At 68.5% G+C, this 17,196-nt stretch carries 14 protein-coding genes, 1 pseudogene and 1 riboswitch; of the genes and pseudogenes, 3 read left to right on the forward strand and 12 right to left on the reverse strand.

What is annotated here, in order from left to right:
• Positions 1 to 5: 5 nt before the first annotated feature.
• Entirely contained in the window at positions 6 to 1,550 is a 1,545-nt protein-coding gene (locus tag ACI2LP_RS32220; protein ID WP_404728083.1) for a glutamate-cysteine ligase family protein, read from the reverse strand.
• 485 nt (positions 1,551 to 2,035) lie between these two features.
• On the opposite strand from ACI2LP_RS32220, the gene ACI2LP_RS32225 reads away from it, so the two are divergent.
• Entirely contained in the window at positions 2,036 to 2,623 is a 588-nt protein-coding gene (locus ACI2LP_RS32225; RefSeq protein ID WP_404728084.1) for a hypothetical protein, read from the forward strand.
• 320 nt (positions 2,624 to 2,943) lie between these two features.
• Positions 2,944 to 3,141, forward strand: coding sequence for a DUF5999 family protein (locus tag ACI2LP_RS32230; RefSeq protein ID WP_360883233.1), 198 nt, complete (start codon positions 2,944 to 2,946; stop codon positions 3,139 to 3,141).
• Positions 3,142 to 3,257: 116 nt separating this feature from the next.
• Here ACI2LP_RS32230 and gcvP read toward each other — a convergent pair whose 3' ends face one another.
• Positions 3,258 to 6,143 (reverse strand): aminomethyl-transferring glycine dehydrogenase, encoded by a 2,886-nt coding sequence (gcvP, locus tag ACI2LP_RS32235; RefSeq protein ID WP_404728085.1) that lies wholly within the window; start codon positions 6,141 to 6,143, stop codon positions 3,258 to 3,260.
• A gap of 176 nt (positions 6,144 to 6,319) precedes the next feature.
• A riboswitch (glycine riboswitch) is annotated at positions 6,320 to 6,416 on the reverse strand.
• 114 nt (positions 6,417 to 6,530) lie between these two features.
• On the opposite strand from gcvP, the gene ACI2LP_RS32240 reads away from it, so the two are divergent.
• On the forward strand, positions 6,531 to 6,950 hold the full coding sequence (locus ACI2LP_RS32240) for a PRC-barrel domain-containing protein (protein ID WP_404728086.1): 420 nt from the start codon (positions 6,531 to 6,533) through the stop codon (positions 6,948 to 6,950).
• A 71-nt stretch (positions 6,951 to 7,021) separates the two neighbouring features.
• On the opposite strand, the pseudogene ACI2LP_RS32245 reads toward ACI2LP_RS32240, so the two are convergent.
• The 10 genes and pseudogenes from ACI2LP_RS32245 to ACI2LP_RS32290 all read right to left on the reverse strand — a co-directional run.
• Positions 7,022 to 8,383: pseudogene (locus tag ACI2LP_RS32245) on the reverse strand (DNA polymerase IV); the annotation flags it as partial.
• 61 nt (positions 8,384 to 8,444) lie between these two features.
• Positions 8,445 to 9,041, reverse strand: a complete 597-nt coding sequence (locus tag ACI2LP_RS32250; protein WP_404728087.1) for a MerR family transcriptional regulator — start codon at positions 9,039 to 9,041, stop codon at positions 8,445 to 8,447.
• Positions 9,042 to 9,208: 167 nt separating this feature from the next.
• Positions 9,209 to 9,682, reverse strand: coding sequence for a bifunctional nuclease family protein (locus ACI2LP_RS32255; RefSeq protein ID WP_006123076.1), 474 nt, complete (start codon positions 9,680 to 9,682; stop codon positions 9,209 to 9,211).
• A gap of 53 nt (positions 9,683 to 9,735) precedes the next feature.
• A complete protein-coding gene (locus ACI2LP_RS32260) occupies positions 9,736 to 10,479 on the reverse strand; it encodes a MerR family transcriptional regulator (protein WP_404728088.1) in 744 nt (247 codons plus the stop codon).
• A gap of 44 nt (positions 10,480 to 10,523) precedes the next feature.
• Positions 10,524 to 11,405, reverse strand: coding sequence for an FHA domain-containing protein (locus tag ACI2LP_RS32265; protein ID WP_404728093.1), 882 nt, complete (start codon positions 11,403 to 11,405; stop codon positions 10,524 to 10,526).
• A gap of 148 nt (positions 11,406 to 11,553) precedes the next feature.
• A complete protein-coding gene (locus tag ACI2LP_RS32270; RefSeq protein WP_404728089.1) occupies positions 11,554 to 12,405 on the reverse strand; it encodes a DUF881 domain-containing protein in 852 nt (283 codons plus the stop codon).
• Positions 12,406 to 12,425: 20 nt separating this feature from the next.
• Positions 12,426 to 12,758, reverse strand: coding sequence for a small basic family protein (locus ACI2LP_RS32275; RefSeq protein WP_003970459.1), 333 nt, complete (start codon positions 12,756 to 12,758; stop codon positions 12,426 to 12,428).
• Positions 12,755 to 13,684 carry a DUF881 domain-containing protein gene (locus ACI2LP_RS32280; protein WP_404728090.1) on the reverse strand — a complete coding sequence of 310 codons (930 nt, stop codon included), beginning with the start codon at positions 13,682 to 13,684 and terminating at the stop codon, positions 12,755 to 12,757. The genes ACI2LP_RS32275 and ACI2LP_RS32280 overlap by 4 nt, the downstream gene beginning before the upstream one ends.
• A 97-nt stretch (positions 13,685 to 13,781) precedes the next feature.
• Positions 13,782 to 16,277 (reverse strand): sugar phosphate nucleotidyltransferase, encoded by a 2,496-nt coding sequence (locus ACI2LP_RS32285; RefSeq protein ID WP_404728091.1) that lies wholly within the window; start codon positions 16,275 to 16,277, stop codon positions 13,782 to 13,784.
• Between the two features lie 112 nt (positions 16,278 to 16,389).
• Complete coding sequence (locus tag ACI2LP_RS32290) at positions 16,390 to 16,998, reverse strand: CDP-alcohol phosphatidyltransferase family protein (protein ID WP_404728092.1); 609 nt, start codon at positions 16,996 to 16,998, stop codon at positions 16,390 to 16,392.
• Positions 16,999 to 17,196 lie beyond the last annotated feature (198 nt).

Raw genomic sequence — 17,196 nt, forward strand, 5'->3', positions numbered from 1 at the left:
GAGACTCAGAATTGGGCATCGGGGACAGCGCCCGAGCCCGGGGGCGCACCCGGGAAGCCGACCGGCCAGGTGTGCACCGGCTCCCCCTGGTGCATCAGCTCGCTGTAGCGGCGGGTGGTGGCGGCGAGGGCGGCCTCCCGTTCCAGACCGGCCTCCAGCGCCCGGTGGAAGGTGTCGGCCTGCCACGAGGCCCCGTTCACCCGCCGCCTGCACCGCTCCTCGATGACGCCGAGGTAGAAGTCTCGGTCTGCGGGCTCGACGTGCCACGCGTCGAGCCCCGCCGCGGCCAGCGGCAGCAGTTCGTCCCGTACGAGCTTGACGACGGGCACCCGCGAGATGCCGCCGGCCCGCCCGGGGCGCGGCCACTGGAGCTCGGCGTCGATGCCGTGACGGCATGCGGTGTCGAAGTTGTCGGCCGCGGCGGCGAAGGGCAGCCTGCTCCACACCGGCCTGGCATCTTCGGCGAGGGCGCGCACCAGGCCGTAGTAGAAGGCGGCGTTGGCGACCACATCGGTGACCGTGGGCCCGGCGGGCAGCACGCGGTTCTCCACCCGCAGATGGGGCACGCCGTCGACGACTCCGTACACCGGCCGGTTCCAGCGGTACACCGTGCCGTTGTGCAGAACGAGCTCCTGGAGCCCGGGGACCTTGCCGTCGTCGAGCACCCGCAGCGGGTCCTCCTCCTCGTCGCAGATCGGCAGCAGGGCGGGAAAGTAGCGCAGATTCTCCTCGAACAGGTCGTACGCGGAGTTCACCCACCGCTCGCCGAACCAGGTCCGCGGGCGCACGCCCTGGGCCTGGAGTTCGGGCGGCCGGGTGTCGGTTGCCTGCTGGAACAGCGGTGGCCTGGACTCGCGCCAGAGTTCCTTGCCGAACAGGAAAGGCGAGTTGGCGCCGACGGCGACCTGGACGGCGGCCGCGGCCTGAGCGGCGTTCCACACGTCCGCGAACCGCGCGGGGGTCACCTGGAGGTGCAGCTGCACCGAGGTGCAGGCGGCCTCCGGGACAATCGACGCCGAGGTGCAGGTCAGCTGCTCCACACCGTCGATATCGAGCATGAACTCCTCGCCGCGGGCCGCGACAATCTGCTCGTTGAGCAGTACGTACCTGTCGACGTCCGAGAGGTTCGCGGAGACGAGATCATGCTGGGCGAGCGTCGGAAGAATTCCGATCATCACGATCCCCGAGCCGATCTCGGCAGCTTTCCGGTGGGCATATCCGAGTCCGGTGCGCAGCTCCTCTGCCAGCTGGTCGAGAACGCGCCCGCTCAGCCGGTGCGGAACGATATTTACTTCCAGGTTGAACATTCCGAGCTCGGTCTGGAAATCGCGGCTCGCAATACGCTCCAGAACCTCCGCATTCATCATCCGTGGCAGTCCGTCGGCGCCTGCGAGATTCAGCTCGATCTCAAGGCCCATGAGATTCCGGGGCCGGTCGAACCTCTTCTCGGCCAGCAGCCTCCCCAGTCCCGCGAGGCACTGCTGCAACTTCCTCCGGTACCTTTGCCGATCGGACAGGTCGAATCCGCCTGCCACGACCTTCTCCCCCATCGAAGCGTCCCTCCTCGAGTGGGCATCACGCAGCATCGGCCGCTCGCGTCACGGACGATAATGCCCAGACGAGCTGATCTGTAACGCCCCACGGGCGGTCCACTGCCGGTAGGGTGGTGACATTGGCCGACTGGCACATTCCCTCGGCATGATGCAGTACGCAGTTACCATTGCCCGATGCCTGGTGAAAAATGCCGACGCGTTTCAGCCTACCGCGCCTCCGATAAAATCCCAGGCCGGGGCCTTGCGGCCATGAAGAAATCGGCAGAAACTCCGCAACAGAAGGACCTGATTCCGCCTTGCCGGAAATACGCACGACCGCTAGCAGAAACACCGCGAGAACACGTGTCGTATAACCTTTGCTTACGAGGCAGAGAGTTGGCGCCCGGTGGCCTTTCCGGCCCCCTCTGGCCCCCAAACGCTGACAGTGCCGTCCGCACCTCCCCCTTGCATCACCGTGTCTCCGAAGTGAGAGGCGACCCATCATGCCGCTGCATGTCCCCCCGGCTCCCGCGCCCGCCCTGCGTTGCGTCCTCGCGGCACTCGGTTCTCCCACGGCCGTCCACGAGGCCGCTACCCCCGCCCTCAAGTCCGTCCAGGGACCTCTGAGCGCCGAACTGCCCCTCCCCGTCCACGTACTGGATCAGATCGTGCCGAGCAGCAGTACCCCGTACACCCGCCTGACGGGCTGGCGCTTCCTGATCCGCAACGGCGACCGCGCCGTGGCCGCGGCGGAGACCGTGCTCACCCCTGACGGCTGGACCTTCTCGCACTTCTTCGAAGGCCCTTACCTCAGCTCCACCGAGCGGGCGCTGCGCCAGGCCGAGTCGATGAGAACCCACTTCCAGCCACGGCTGCTCTCCATCCCCGAGCTCTACATGCTCACCCTCTGGCTGCACGGCGACACGGACGCCGACGCCTCGGCCGGCACCCCCCGGCCGGCGGACGTACTGGTGCCGCTCGCGCCCGCGCCGCCGGGAATCGCCGCGCACCATCCGCACCGGGTCGCCGATCTGCTGCCGGTGATGACCCTGCGGCTCGCACCGGCGCCGCTGCTCGGCTCACCGGCCTGAGGGCGCGCCCCTCGAACCCTCTTCGCGCCCGCCTCGAGCGCTGCTAGCGCCCCGTGACCCTTCGGTCGCGGGGCGCACTCCTGCCCCAGGTGGACTAGCCCATAACGGTCACTGTGAACCACCCGGAAAGACAATGGAGTTGAGCTGAACCGTCCGCGCGGGTGATACGTCATAAACCAGTAAGTAGAGCTGCCGCGAAATCCCTGCGGATTGACGCCCGTGGGGCAACACTGGGATCCGACCGACAGATACGGGGGGCGGCCATGAACACCTCATCGAGCCGCAGGACACTCACTACATCGCAGCGAAAGAACCCACCCATGTGCCAGCACCAGCCAGCCTGCCCGACATCCGACTCACCCGACCGGGAAGCGGCGCGCCTCATGGCGCACCACCCGGAGCAGGGCTGGAGCCTGCTGTGCAACGGCGTCCTGCTCTTCGAGGACACCGGCGAGTTGCTGCCGGACGGGCAGATCATCGCGCCGCACCGGCCGCGCGAGGTAATGACGGCCGCCTAGCGCCGGCACGTACGACCAGTCACGTACGACGAGTCACGTACGACGAGGGGCCGGCCCGGAGACTGAATCTCCGCACCGGCCCCGACGCATGCGCGCCGCCCGTCCGTCGACGCCTGTCAGCCGTCGTACTCGTCCATCGGCGGGCAGGAGCAGACTAGGTTGCGGTCGCCGAACGCACCGTCGATCCGGCGCACCGGCGGCCAGTACTTGTCCGCGGCGCTCACTCCGGCCGGGAAGACCGCCTCCTCGCGGCTGTACGGGTGCGCCCACTCGCCGCCCAGCGCCGCCGCGGTGTGCGGGGCGTTGCTCAGCGGATTGTCCTGCGCGGGCCACTCGCCGGACGCGACCTTTTCGATCTCGCCGCGGATCGCGATCATCGCGGCGCAGAAGCGGTCGATCTCGTTCAGGTCCTCGCTCTCGGTGGGCTCGATCATCAGCGTGCCGGCCACCGGGAACGACATCGTCGGCGCGTGGAAGCCGTAGTCGATCAGGCGCTTGGCGATGTCGTCGACGCTGACGCCCGTCGCCTTCGAGATCGGCCGCAGATCGACGATGCACTCGTGCGCGACCAGACCGGCCGGGCCGGTGTAGAGCACCGGGTAGTGCGGCTCCAGGCGCTTGGCGATGTAGTTGGCCGCGAGCACGGCGACCTGCGTCGCGCGCTTGAGGCCCTCGCCGCCCATGAGACGTACGTACGCCCAGGAGATCGGCAGGATGCCCGCCGAACCCCACGGGGCGGCCGAGATCGGTCCCACGCCCGTCTCCGGTCCCGCGGTCGGCTGGAGCGGGTGGTTCGGGAGGTACGGAGCGAGGTGCGCCCGTACGCCCACCGGACCGACGCCGGGGCCGCCGCCGCCGTGCGGGATGCAGAAGGTCTTGTGCAGGTTGAGGTGCGAGACGTCGCCGCCGAACTTTCCGGGCTTGGCGAGGCCCACCAGGGCGTTGAGGTTGGCGCCGTCGACGTACACCTGGCCGCCGGCGTCGTGCACCTGCGCGCAGATGTCGGCGACATGCTCCTCGAACACACCATGCGTGGACGGGTAGGTGATCATCAGGACGGAGAGCTCGTCGCGGTACTGCTCGATCTTGGCCCGCAGGTCCTCGGCGTCGACCTCGCCGTCGTCGGCGGTCTTGACCACGACGACCTTCATACCGGCCATCACGGCGCTGGCGGCGTTGGTGCCGTGCGCCGAGGACGGGATGAGACAGACGGTGCGCCGGCTGTCGCCGTTGGCGCGGTGGTACGCACGCACGGCGAGCAGGCCCGCGAGCTCGCCCTGCGAACCGGCGTTGGGCTGGATGGACACCGCGTCGTACCCGGTGACCTCGGCCAAGCGCTGCTCCAGCTCATGGATGAGCGTGAGGTACCCCTCGGCCTGCTCGACCGGCGCGAAGGGGTGGATCTGCCCGAACTCCGGCCAGGTGACCGGCTCCATCTCGGTGGTCGCGTTCAGCTTCATCGTGCAGGAGCCGAGCGGGATCATGCCGCGGTCCAGCGCGTAGTCCCGGTCGGCCAGCTTGCGCAGATAGCGCAGCATCGCCGTCTCGGAACGGTGCTGGTGGAAGACCGGATGCGTGAGGTAGTCGTCGGTCCGCAGCAGCGCCTCGGGCAGCGCATCCGCAATCGCCGCGTCCAGTGCCTCGATGTCCCCCTCGACGCCGAAGGCGGCCCATACGGCGGTCAGCTGCGTACGTCCGGTGGTCTCGTCGCAGGCGATGGAGACGGTGTCGGGGTCGACGAGGTGGAGGTTGACCCCGCCCTCACGGGCGGCGGCGACGACCTCGGCGGCCTTGGCGGGCACCCGGGCGGTCAGCGTGTCGAAGTACGAACCGTGCACGACCTCCACGCCACCGGCCCGCAGGCCCGCGGCGAGCAGCGTCGCGTACCGGTGGGTGCGCCGCGCGATCGAGCGCAGGCCCTCGGGGCCGTGGTAGACGGCGTACATCCCCGCCATGACGGCGAGCAGCACCTGGGCGGTGCAGATGTTGCTGGTGGCCTTCTCCCGGCGGATGTGCTGCTCACGGGTCTGCAGCGCGAGCCGGTACGCCTTGTTGCCGTCGGCGTCGACGGAGACGCCCACCAGCCGGCCGGGCAGGCTGCGCGCGAACTTCTCGCGTACGGCCATGTATCCGGCGTGCGGGCCGCCGAAGCCCATCGGGACGCCGAAGCGCTGCGTGGTGCCCACGGCGATGTCGGCGCCCAGTTCGCCCGGCGAGGTGAGCAGGGTCAGCGCCAGCAGATCGGCGGCCACGGTGACGATCGCGCCGAGCTCGTGTGCCTGCTCGATGAGGGGCTTGATGTCGCGTACGGCACCGGACGCGCCCGGGTACTGGAGCAGCACGCCGAAGACGCCGCGCTCGGCGATCCCGGCCGGGATGCCGTCGCTCAGGTCGGCGGTGACGACCTCGACGCCGGCCGGTTCGGCACGGGTCTCCATCACGGCGATGGTCTGCGGCAGGGCGTCGGCGTCGACCAGGAAGACGCCGTTCTTGACCTTGCCGACCCGGCGGGCGAGCGACATGGCCTCGGCGGCGGCAGTGCCCTCGTCGAGCAGCGAGGCGCCGGAAGTGGGCAGCCCGGTCAGCTCGGCGACCATCGTCTGGAAGTTGAGCAGCGCCTCGAGCCGGCCCTGGGAGATCTCCGGCTGGTAGGGCGTGTACGCGGTGTACCAGGCCGGGTTCTCCATGACGTTGCGCAGGATGACCGGTGGCGTGAAGGTGCCGTAGTAACCGAGGCCGATCATCGGCGCGAGCACCTGATTGCGGTCGGCAAGAGTGCGCAGCTCGGCGAGGACGTCGGCCTCGGTGCGCGCGTCCGGGAGGTTCAGCGCCTCCGCGTTCTTGATCACATCAGGCACCGCGGCGGCGGTCAGCTCGTCGAGTGAGCCGTACCCGACGTGTGCCAGCATCTTGGCCTGGGACTCGGCGTCGGGCCCGATGTGGCGCTGCTCGAAGGGGGTGCCTCGCTCGAGCTGGGAGAGCGGAATGCGATTGGCGGTCATTAAGGAGGCCTCCTGGTCTGACGCGACCTACGAGGGGCATCCGGCGCGGATGCCCGGACGGCCTCCCCCTCTGTCATCTCAACCTGAGAGCTTCACCGGCGCGCACGAGGCACCCCGGCTTTCACCGTCGGTGAGAGCGGATGCCGTCCGACACCCGCTCTGCTTTCCAGAGTGACCTCGTCCGTGCGGTACAGGGGCCTGAGAGATTCCGGGGAGGATTTGCTCCTTCGGCGCCGCCGGTACGTCACCGGTGGACTCTCCCGCACGGGGTCAGCAGCCGCTTGCCAGCGTACCAGCGTGCCCCCTCGCCGATCGCTCAAGTGGCCGACACCACTGATGTGCACTTTTGTAGTATTTAATCAGCAGTTGCGACCTATTGGAGGGACCGTGCAGACCGACATCGATCCGCGCAGCCTGATCGGCCGCAAGGCGTTCGACCGCAACGGCACCAAGATCGGGACTGTGGACGAGGTGTATCTGGACGATGCCACGGGCGTGCCCGAGTGGGCGGCCGTGCGCACCGGCCTGTTCAGCAGGGACGCCTTCGTCCCGCTGGAGCCGAGCAAGGTCGTCGACGACACCCTGCACGTCCCGTACGAGCGCTCGCTGATCAAGGACGCACCGGACTTCGGCGTCGGCCGTCATCTCTCTCCCGAGCAGGAGCTGCAGCTCTACCACCACTACGGCCTCGAGCTCTCCGCGCCGCCCGAGACGCCGGCGCCCTCCTCCGGTCCCGCGCCTCCCTCGGGTCCCCCGCCCTCCTCGGGTGACACCTCCTTCGGCCGCGTTGCGGGCCGGGAGGACTGACCCGGCTCCGGCCCGGACGCGGGCAGCGGCACCAGCGGCACCAGCGGCACCAGCGGCACCAGCGGCACCAGCGGCACCAGCGGCAGCGGATCGGACAGTTCCAGGTCCGGATCGTCCACCCGGAAGGTGCGCACGCGGCCGGGCGCCGACCCCGGCTCCTCGAACCGCACGGTGACCCGGCCGACGCCGCTGCCCTGCACCCACCCCGCCCCGTACTCGGCATGCCGTACGTCGTACCCGGCCGCCCAGCGCCGCTCCGCGGGCGCCACCGGCTCCGGCCCGGACGCCTTTTCGGCCTCCGGCGCCCGCTGTTCGGCCTCCGCCCCCGCTTCTTCGGGTACGGAATCGGCCTGCTCGTCAGCGGCGGCCTGGGCGAACAGATCCTCCTGGGTGTAGTCCGCGAGCCCGCTCACGCCGACCCCGAGCAGCCGCACCCCGCCCGTGGTGTCCACGGCCTCCAGCAGCCGCCCCGCCGCCTCTCGCACCACCGCAGGGTCGTCCGTCGGCCCGCGCAGCGTCTCCGAGCGCGTCAGCGTCGAGAAGTCGTACCGCCGTACCTTCAGTACGATCGTCCGCCCCGAGTGCCCGGAAGCCCGCAGCCGCCGCACACACCGGTCCGCGAGCCGGTCCACCTCGATCCGCACCCGCACCCGGTCGTGCAGATCCACGTCGAAGGTGTCCTCGACCGACACCGACTTGGTGTCCCGCTCGGCCACCACCGGCCGGTCGTCATACCCCCTGGCCATCCGGAACAGCGAGGTCCCGTGCGCCTTGCCCAGCAGCCGTACGAGCTCGTCCTCGCCGGCCTCCGCCAGATCGGCAACCGTCGTCATACCGGCCCGCCGCAGATGCTCCCCCGTCGCCGGCCCGACCCCGGGCAGCGTGCGTACGGACATGGGACCGAGCAGGTCCCGTTCCGTACCGGGCACTATGAGCACCAGGCCATCGGGTTTCGCCTGCTCGGAAGCGATTTTGGCGAGCATCTTGGATCCCGCGAGACCGACGGAACCGGTCAGCCCGGTGACCGCTCGGATGTCGGCCCGCAGCCGCTCGCCGGTCGCACGGGCCGACAAGGCATCGTCCGCCGCGCCCCCCGCCTCCAGGTCGACAAAGGCCTCGTCCAGGCTCAGCGGCTCCACCAGCGGCGACAGACGCTGCAACAGCCCCATCACCTGCTCGCTCACCGCCCGGTAGAGCGAGAAGCGCGGCACCAGATACGCGGCGTTCGGCGCCAGACGTCTGGCCTGCGCCATCGGCATCGCCGAGTGCACCCCGAACCGTCTGGCTTCGTACGACGCGGTGGCGACGACTCCACGCGGCCCGAGCCCGCCGACGACCACCGGCTTTCCGCGCAGACTCGGCTTCGCCGCCTGTTCGGCGGCGGCGAAGAAGGCATCCATGTCCAGATGCAGAATCGTCGGCGCGGTTCTCACAACTTCGATGCTGCCCTACGCCACTGACATTGGCGCCGGGACCCGGCAGCGCTCTCAGCGCTCAGACGGCCCGGTCGCGTCTGCGCCTGGCGAGCTCGTCCGCAGGGTTGTTCCCGACCAGTGTCTCGCCGGTGTCGATGCGCTCGCCGTGCAGCTGCGAAAGTGCCGCCTCGACATCCCGCCAGACCACCCCGACGGCGATTCCGAAGACCCCCTGCCCGCCCTGGAGCAGATCGACGACCTCGTCGGGCGAGGAACACTCGTAGACCGTCGCTCCGTCGCTCATCAGGGTCATGCGCTCAAGGTCCACGAAGCCCCGGGCCTGCAGATGCTGCACCGCGGCACGAATGTTCTGCAGCGCGACACCGGTGTCCAGGAAACGCTTGACGATCTTGAGGACGACCACATCGCGGAAGCTGTAGAGCCGCTGGGTTCCCGATCCGTACGCAGGACGCACGCTGGGTTCGACAAGACCCGTGCGCGCCCAGTAGTCGAGCTGCCGATAGGTGATGCCGGCCGCCGCACACGCGGTGGGGCCCCGGTAGCCGATCGTCTCCCTGGTGGAGTCGGCCGCGCTCTCGTGAAGCGGATACGGCCCGCTCTCCCCCAGACTCAGTCCGGGGGGACCCCCTGCCGCACCGTCGCCGCTGTTTCTCACGCCGACCTCCGTCCTTGACCTGCCATGTCGACGGTAGGCAGTCACCAGGGGTGCGTCAACGATCGCCACACTCGGCACGCCGAGTGATAATCACCCTGAGAGTGGTTTGCCGTGCCCCCGCTCAGGGAACAGCTAGTCGAATGTGCCCATGCCGCCCCATCGGGCGGTCACTGACTGTTGGTGCCGAAGTCCTCGGGCGAGATCTGATCGAGGAACTCGCGGAACTTCTCCACCTCGTCCTCCTGCTCGTCCGGGATGGCGATTCCCGCGTCGTCGAGCACGCCGTCGCTGCCGTAGATCGGCGTACCAGTGCGCAGGGCAAGCGCTATGGCGTCGGACGGCCTGGCGCTCACCTCTACCCCGCTGGCGAAGACCAGCTCCGCGTAGAAGACGCCTTCGCGCAGGTCAGTGATGCGGACCTCGGTGAGCTCCTGGCCCACCGCCTCCAGCACATCCTTGAAAAGGTCATGAGTCAGCGGTCTGGCCGGTGCCATGCCCTGCTGGGCGAAGGCAATCGCGGTCGCCTCCCCGGGACCGATCCAAATGGGGAGGTACCGATCGCCTCCCACTTCGCGCAGGAGCACGATCGGTTGGTTCGAGGGCATTTCGACCCGGACACCCACAACGTCGAGCTCGTTCACACAGTAACCCTAGGACGTGCCCGACCGGTTTGGGTAGTCGGGCTCCCCCATGATCAGTGCAGACGGACTCCGAGGGCGGTCTGCACAAGGGCCGCATGGAGCCGTACGGACAGGGCTGCGAGCTCCTTCGTGGTGGCCTCGGCATGTGCCCTGGTCTGCGGATTACGGTGCCGCCGCAAGGGCGCGACCAGCTGCTCGACCAGCCCGGCCTCGCGGTCGGCGGCGGCTTTCATCGCGCGCAGATGGCGGGGTTCGAGACCGAATCGCCCAAGATCGGCGACAAGTCTGGCCACGGTCACCGACTCCGCGTCGTAACCGCCGTCCTCGTCCTCGGCCAGCAGGCCGTACGACTCCCACTCGTCGAGCTCTGCCTCGCTCACCTCCGCGGCCGCAATCAGCTCCGGCCGGCCCACCCGGGCGGCGGTCGGACGCTCGGCGTCGGACTCGAAAGCGCCCTCGGGCAGTTCCCGCTGGGCGCCCTGCGCAGGCAGCGGCACCTGCTCGCCACGGCTCAAGGCGTCGAGATGCTCACGGATGACTCTCAGCGGAAGATAGTGATCCCGCTGCATACGAAGCACCTGAGCCAGCCGCTCCACGTCCTCCGGGCTGAACTTGCGGTACCCGGACGGCGTGCGCCGGGGCTCGACCAGCCCTTCGGCCTCCAGAAAACGGATCTTGGAGATGGTGACTTCGGGAAACTCGTCACGCAGCTGACTGAGCACCGTACCGATGCTCATCAGCCTGTCGCCCGCGGTGGCGGTGCCGTGGCCGGCACCGCCCGTCGGTGTTCGCAGCATGAACCTTCCCTGGGGGTCCCCCTGGACGGAGTCCGGGGGGAGGGTCAGATGCCCCGCTGGCTCGCGTAGAAGACCAGCCGGTACTTGCCGATCTGGACCTCGTCACCGTTCGACAGAAGGACCGAGTCGATCCGCTCACGGTTGACGTACGTACCGTTCAGGCTGCCGACGTCCGCGACGCTGAACCGGCCGTCCGCGCCCCTGCGGAACTCCACATGACGCCGCGAGACGGTCACGTCGTCGAGGAAGATGTCGCTCTGCGGGTGACGGCCGGCCGTGGTCAGGTCGCCGTCCAGCAGGAAGCGGCTGCCCGAGTTCGGACCGCGGCGCACCACCAGCAGTGCCGAGCCGAGCGGCAGCGCGTCGACGGCCGCCTGGGCCTCCGGGGAGAGCGACGGAACCTGCGTCTGACCCGTCACCTCCGAGTCGTACGCCTCGAGGCCGGAAATGGAGATCGTCGAGGTCGTCTCCGACGGGCGCTCCGCCGGGGCCCCGGCCCGCAGCGGCGCGCCGCAGTTGGAGCAGAACCGGCTGGCCTCGGCGTTGCGGTGCCCGCACCTCGTACAAACCAAGGCCGACATGGACGGATCCTCCTGCTGCGGCTGCCCCGCGTGGGGATTGGTCGCATACGGGTCGGGGCTAAACCCTCCACCCGTACTTGAGGTTGATGGTTCTCCGAAACCTATGCGGCCGGAACCAGCAGGGTCAACAGACGACGCGCCCCGGCCGCCCGAATTGTCACCGCCCGGACCAGCGACCTCGTCCCGGAAGAGCGGCCGCTCCGCGCCCTGCTCCTCACTCTGGCCATGGCGCGGAGCGCGATGGCGGGCGTTGCCGCCGTCCTCGCGTGCGCTCTTGCCGAACAACTTCCCAAACAACTTCACGGGCGATTCCCCTTGACCGAAATAGACCCGCCCGTGGGGCAGGACGAATCCTCAATGATCACACCTGCCGACCCGGACATCCTCACAACGTCCGTAACCACCAGACAGTTTCCACCACGCCGCACGCTTGTCATGTGCCGACCCCCCGCAAGCTCTTGCCCGGGTCCGCCGTACCCCATGCGCCCCCGGCTCACTGCGCTGACGACCGAGCGTAGTCAGGCCGCTTCGCGGGTCGCAAGGCGTCCACGACGATCTTCGGCGAGCGCACCACCGTGGCGGTGGCCTGCTCCTTCTCCAGTGTCTGCACCACGCCGCCCGGGATGTTGAGGGCGGGCTCAAGGTCCTGCGGCTTGCCGATGACCTTGAAGCGGTACGGAGCGGTGATCTTCTTGCCGTCCACCTCGATGTCGCCGCCGCTTCCTGTGAAGTACGTGTTCGCGACCACCCGGATGTCGTTCACCTGAATCGCTTCCGCACCGGCGGCGCGCAGTTCCTGGATCGCGTCGAGCAGCATGTCCGACTCCACCGTGCCGGACGGATCATCGATGGTGAGCGTGATGCCCGGGCCCTGCGCCGCGACCGTGCCGGCCAGGATGCCCAGCTGCTGTTCCTTCTGCACCGTCTGCTTGCGTGCCTCTTCCGCCTGGTCCGAGCTGTTCTCCAGCTCGGTGCGCTGGTCCTCGAGACGCTGCTTCTCGTCCTCCAGGCGCTGGGTGCGGTTGTCCAGCTCGTCGAGAATGCGCACCAGGTCCTCCTGGCGGGCGCCGCGCAGCGCACTGTTGTCGCTGTTCGAGCGGACCTGGATGGCAAGCCCCAGGCCGAGGACGAACAGCAGCACGGCGACGATGAGTTGAGCGCGCGTGACCCGCGGCGGCCACAGTACGGCGGCCAGTCGCTGCCTGCCGGTCCGCTCGGCGGTGGCCGGCTGCTGAGCGGGAGCGGGCTGCAGAGCGGGTTCGCGCGGTTCCGCGGGATCCGGCTGGGCAGCCGGTGGCGCCTTCGCCTCCGGCTCCTCGCCCTGCGGCTTGTCTTCGCTGTTCATCGGCTCGCTGTTCATTCGCCTCACGCCCGGAACACATGCCGGCGGATCGCGGCAGCGTTCGAGAAGATCCGGATGCCGAGCACGACCACCACACCCGTCGACAGCTGGGCGCCCACGCCCAACTTGTCGCCCAGGAACACGATCAGCGCTGCCACCACCACGTTCGACAGGAAGGAGACGACGAAGACCTTGTCGACGAAGATCCCGTCGAGCATGGCCCGCAGGCCACCGAAGACCGCGTCCAGAGCCGCGACGACGGCGATCGGCAGATAGGGCTCGACCACCGCCGGCACCTCGGGTCGGACCAACAGTCCGACCACGACTCCGACGACGAGGCCCAGTACGGCGATCACGATGTGCCCTTCCCTGTGTCAGCCGTGCCCTGCCCGTTGCCCTTCCCGGCGTCGGCGGTCTTCGGCTCTGCTGTACGTACGATCAAGCTCGGCGCCGCCGGCAGACGCACCTTCGCCTCGGTGGAGATGCTGGTGCGGATACCGAAGTTCTCCTGCAACGCGTGCAGATACTGCCCGTCGGCACTGTCCTGGAACGCGGTGCTCAACTTCTTCCCGTCCCCCACCGCGAGCACCGTGTACGGCGGCACCAGCGGCTTGTTGTCGACCAGTATGGCGTCGCCCGCCGCGCGGATCGCCGACAGGGCGGTCAACCGCTGCCCATTGATCGCGACCGCCTCCGCGCCCGACTCCCACAGCCCATTGACGATCCGCTGCATATCGCGGTCGCGCACCCGGCCCGTGTCGTTGAAGCCGCTGGTCTCGCGCGGTCCGCCGCCACCCTGTTCGGTGTCCTTCGCATCGTCGACGACGAGCTTCACGCCCGGGCCCACCACCTCGGTGGCACCGGAGAGCAGTGCGACCAGTTCCCCCTGATCCCCGCCCTGTGTCTTGAGTGCCTTGCGCTGCCGGTCACCCACCTCGTCGCGGAGTTTGTCCACGCTCCGCTCCAGCGCATCGGCGTCCGCGGTCTCCTTGTCGATCCGGTCGATGAGCTCCTGGCGCTCCTTCGCCACGACCGGTGCCGATATCCGCGCCTGCGCGGCCCCCACGGTGACGACCAGAGCCGCCAGCACAAGACCTGCCGCGAGCCCGAGCTTGGCACGCAGCGGACGGGGAAGCCCGCCGCCCTCGGCCTCCCGGCGGGCGGTGGCCTCCGCGTAACCGTCGTCCAGGCTGTGCTCCATCACGTTCGTCAGCAGCGACATGGACGCATCGGGACGTGCGGGTGGAGAGCCGGTGCTCCGAACGGGGGGCTGCTGCGACATGCCGCACATCGTCGCACGTCGCGGGCGCTACCGCCGAATGGCCCCACCGGTGTGCCGGAAGCCGCCCGCAGACGACTTCCGGCACACCGGTCACACGTCAGTGACCTGCGCTGTCCACTACGGCGGCCCACTCGTCGAGCAGAGCCTGGGCCGATGCGTCATCCGGTCCTTCTGCCCACAAATGAGTGACCGCCTCCGCGGGATCGGGCAGCACCATCACCCAGCGGCCGTCGGGCTCGACCACCCGCACGCCGTCGGTCGTGTCCACGTCCCTGTCCCCGGCAGCCTCGACGACCCGCCGCATGACGAGCCCCTTGACCGCCCAGGGCGTCGCCAGATCACGCTTGAGCACATGCGCCCGCGGGATCCGGGCGTCGATCTGGCTGAGTGTGAGCTGTGTCCGGGCCACCAGCCCGACCAGCCGCACAAACGCCGCCGAGCCGTCGAAGACGCTGCTGAACTCCGGCACGATGAAGCCGCCCCGGCCGTCACCGCCGAAGATCGTCGTCTCCTCACGCGCCACCCGGGTCAGATCGTCCGGCGACGTGGTCGTCCACTCCACCTGCGTGCCGTGGTACGCGGCCACCTGCTCGGCGATACGCGTGGTCGTCACGGGCAGCGCCACCCGCCCGCTGCGACGCTCGGCCGCGACCAGGTCGAGGAGCACCAGCAGCGCGCGATCGTCCTCGACGATCCGTCCCCGCTCGTCGACCAGGGAGAGCCGCTCGCCCACGGGGTCGAAGCGCACTCCGAAGGCCGCCCGCGCCGAGGCAACGATCTCGCCGAGCCGCACCAGACCGGACCGGCGCGTGTCGGCCGACTCGGTCGGCCGCGACTCGTCGAGGCCGGGGTTGATCGTGAGGGCGTCCACTCCGAGCCGTCCGAGCAGGCTGGGCAGCACAAGCCCGGCACTGCCGTTCGACGCGTCGATGACGACCTTCAGCCCCGACTCGGCGATCCCCGAGGTGTCGACATTGCGCAGCAGGGAGCCGGTGTACGAGTCGAACACGCTGGAGGGGAAGTGCAGATCCCCGATCTCGCCCGGGAACGCACGCCGGTACTCCTGGCGCGCGTACACACGGTCGAGCTTGCGCTGCCCGGCCTGCGAGAGATCCGCCCCTCGCTCGTCGAAGAACATGATGTCGACGGAGTCCGGCACACCGGGAGACGTACGGATCATGATGCCGCCGGCGCTGCCTCGTGCGGTCTGCTGCCGCGCGACGGGCAGCGGCACGTTCTCCAGGTCCCGTACGTCGATGGCGCTGGTCTGCAGCGCCGAGATGACGGCCCGTTTGAGCGCCCGCGCACCACGGGAGTGGTCACGGGCCGTGGTGACCGTCGCCCCCTTCTTGAGGGTGGTGGCGTACGCACCGGCCAGCCGCACCGCCAGTTCCGGCGTGATTTCGACATTGAGGATCCCGGTCACGCCGCGGGCGCCGAACAGATGCGCCTGGCCCCGCGACTCCCAGATGACCGAGGTGTTGACGAAGGCGCCGGCCTCGATGGTCTTGAACGGGTAGACCCGCACATTGCCCTGGATGATCGATTCTTCGCCCACGAGGCACTCGTCACCGATCACGGCGCCGTCCTCGATGCGCGCGGCCCGCATGATGTCGGTGTTCTTGCCGATCACACAGCCACGGAGATTGCAGTGCTCTCCGATGTAGACGTTGTCGTGGATGACGGCCTTGTGGAGGAAGGCACCGCTCTTGACGACCACGTTCGAACCTACGACGGTGTGCTCGCGGATCTCGGCACCGGCTTCGATCTTTGCGTAGTCTCCGATGAAGAGCGGGCCGCGCAGCACGGCATCCGGATGGACCTCCGCGCCCTCTGCGACCCATACACCGGGAGAGATCTCGAACCCGTCGATTTCGACATCGACCTTGCCCTCCAGGACATCGGCCTGGGCCTTCACATAGCTCTCGTGCGTGCCGACGTCCTCCCAGTAGCCCTCGGCGATATAGCCGTAGATGGGCTTGCCTTCCTTCATGAGCTGCGGGAACACATCTCCGGACCAGTCCACCGACACGTCGGCCTCGACATAGTCGAATACCTCGGGCTCCATCACATAGATGCCCGTATTCACGGTGTCCGAGAAGACCTGACCCCAGGTCGGCTTCTCCAGGAAGCGCTCGACCTTTCCGTGTTCGTCCACAATGGTGATGCCGAATTCCAGCGGATTCGGCACCCTGGTCAGACATACCGTGACCAGTGCGCCCTTCTCCTTGTGGAAGGAAATCAGATCGGTGAGGTCGAAGTCGGTGAGCGCGTCCCCGGAGATGACCAGGAATGCATCGTCCTTCAGCGCTTCCTCGGCATTCTTCACACTCCCCGCTGTGCCGAGTGGCTTCTCCTCGTTGGCATAGGTGAGCTCCATCCCGAGCTCTTCGCCGTCCCCGAAGTAGTTTCTGACGAGTGAGGCGAGAAACTGCACGGTTACGACTGTCTCATTGAGCCCATGCCGCTTGAGCAGCCGCAGCACATGCTCCATGATCGGCCGATTGACCACCGGCAGGAGCGGCTTGGGCATGCTCGAAGTCATGGGGCGAAGTCGGGTTCCTTCGCCTCCGGCCATCACGACGGCCTTCATGTCGGAAGCGTCCTCCTTGAAGAGACGACGGTCCAGCCGACTTCACCCGCCCAAAGAGGCCCTCTGGCGTCATGCGCGGCCTGCAACTCTGCAGGGCGCCGCATCGACGAGGTCAATCGGCCGCTGCATCCGCCTTGACGAGTCGGCGGACCTGGACCACGTAGAGGATCCCTGCCCACCAATAGAGAGTTGTACCCCATCCGGCGAACGCCCATCCGAAAATAGCAGCCAGTGACGCAAGCCACCCACTTCCGTCACTGAGGAGGAGCAGCGGGAAGGCATACATGAGGTTGAACGTGGCCGCCTTGCCCAGGAAGTTCACCTGCGGTGGCGGATACCCGTGGCGACGGAGGATTCCCACCATCACCAGCAGCATCAGCTCCCGGGCCAATAGGGCCGCGGTGAGCCAGATGGGCAGAATCTCCCGCCAGGTCAGCCCGACAAGGGTGGAGAGGATGTACAAACGGTCGGCGGCGGGGTCGAGAAGCCGCCCGAGACTGCTGATCTGGTTCCAGCGCCGGGCAAGCTTGCCGTCGAGATAGTCACTGACGCCACTCAGCATCAGCACGAGCAATGCCCAGCCATCGCTCTTCGGCCCCCCGAACTCGGGGCGGAGAATCAGCCACAGGAAGAGCGGCACACCGGCCAGGCGCGCCATGCTGAGGATGTTGGGGATGGTGAGTACCCGGTCCGTCTGAACGCGGGTCTCCTGGACCTCCACCCGGGGGCCTCCTGTGTGGAACGTGCCAACGATGCCTCCTGACCCTACCCTCAGCCATCGCCGGCACGTGCACAGGGGTGGACGGGGTGGACGGCTGCCCTGAAACGCAGAAAAGCCCCGCACCAGAAGGTGCGGGGCTTCCCCACAATAATTGTTCGGCGGCGTCCTACTCTCCCACAGGGTCCCCCCTGCAGTACC

Origin of the sequence: Streptomyces sp. NPDC019890, assembly GCF_044903445.1 — a bacterium.
GTDB lineage: Bacteria > Actinomycetota > Actinomycetes > Streptomycetales > Streptomycetaceae > Streptomyces.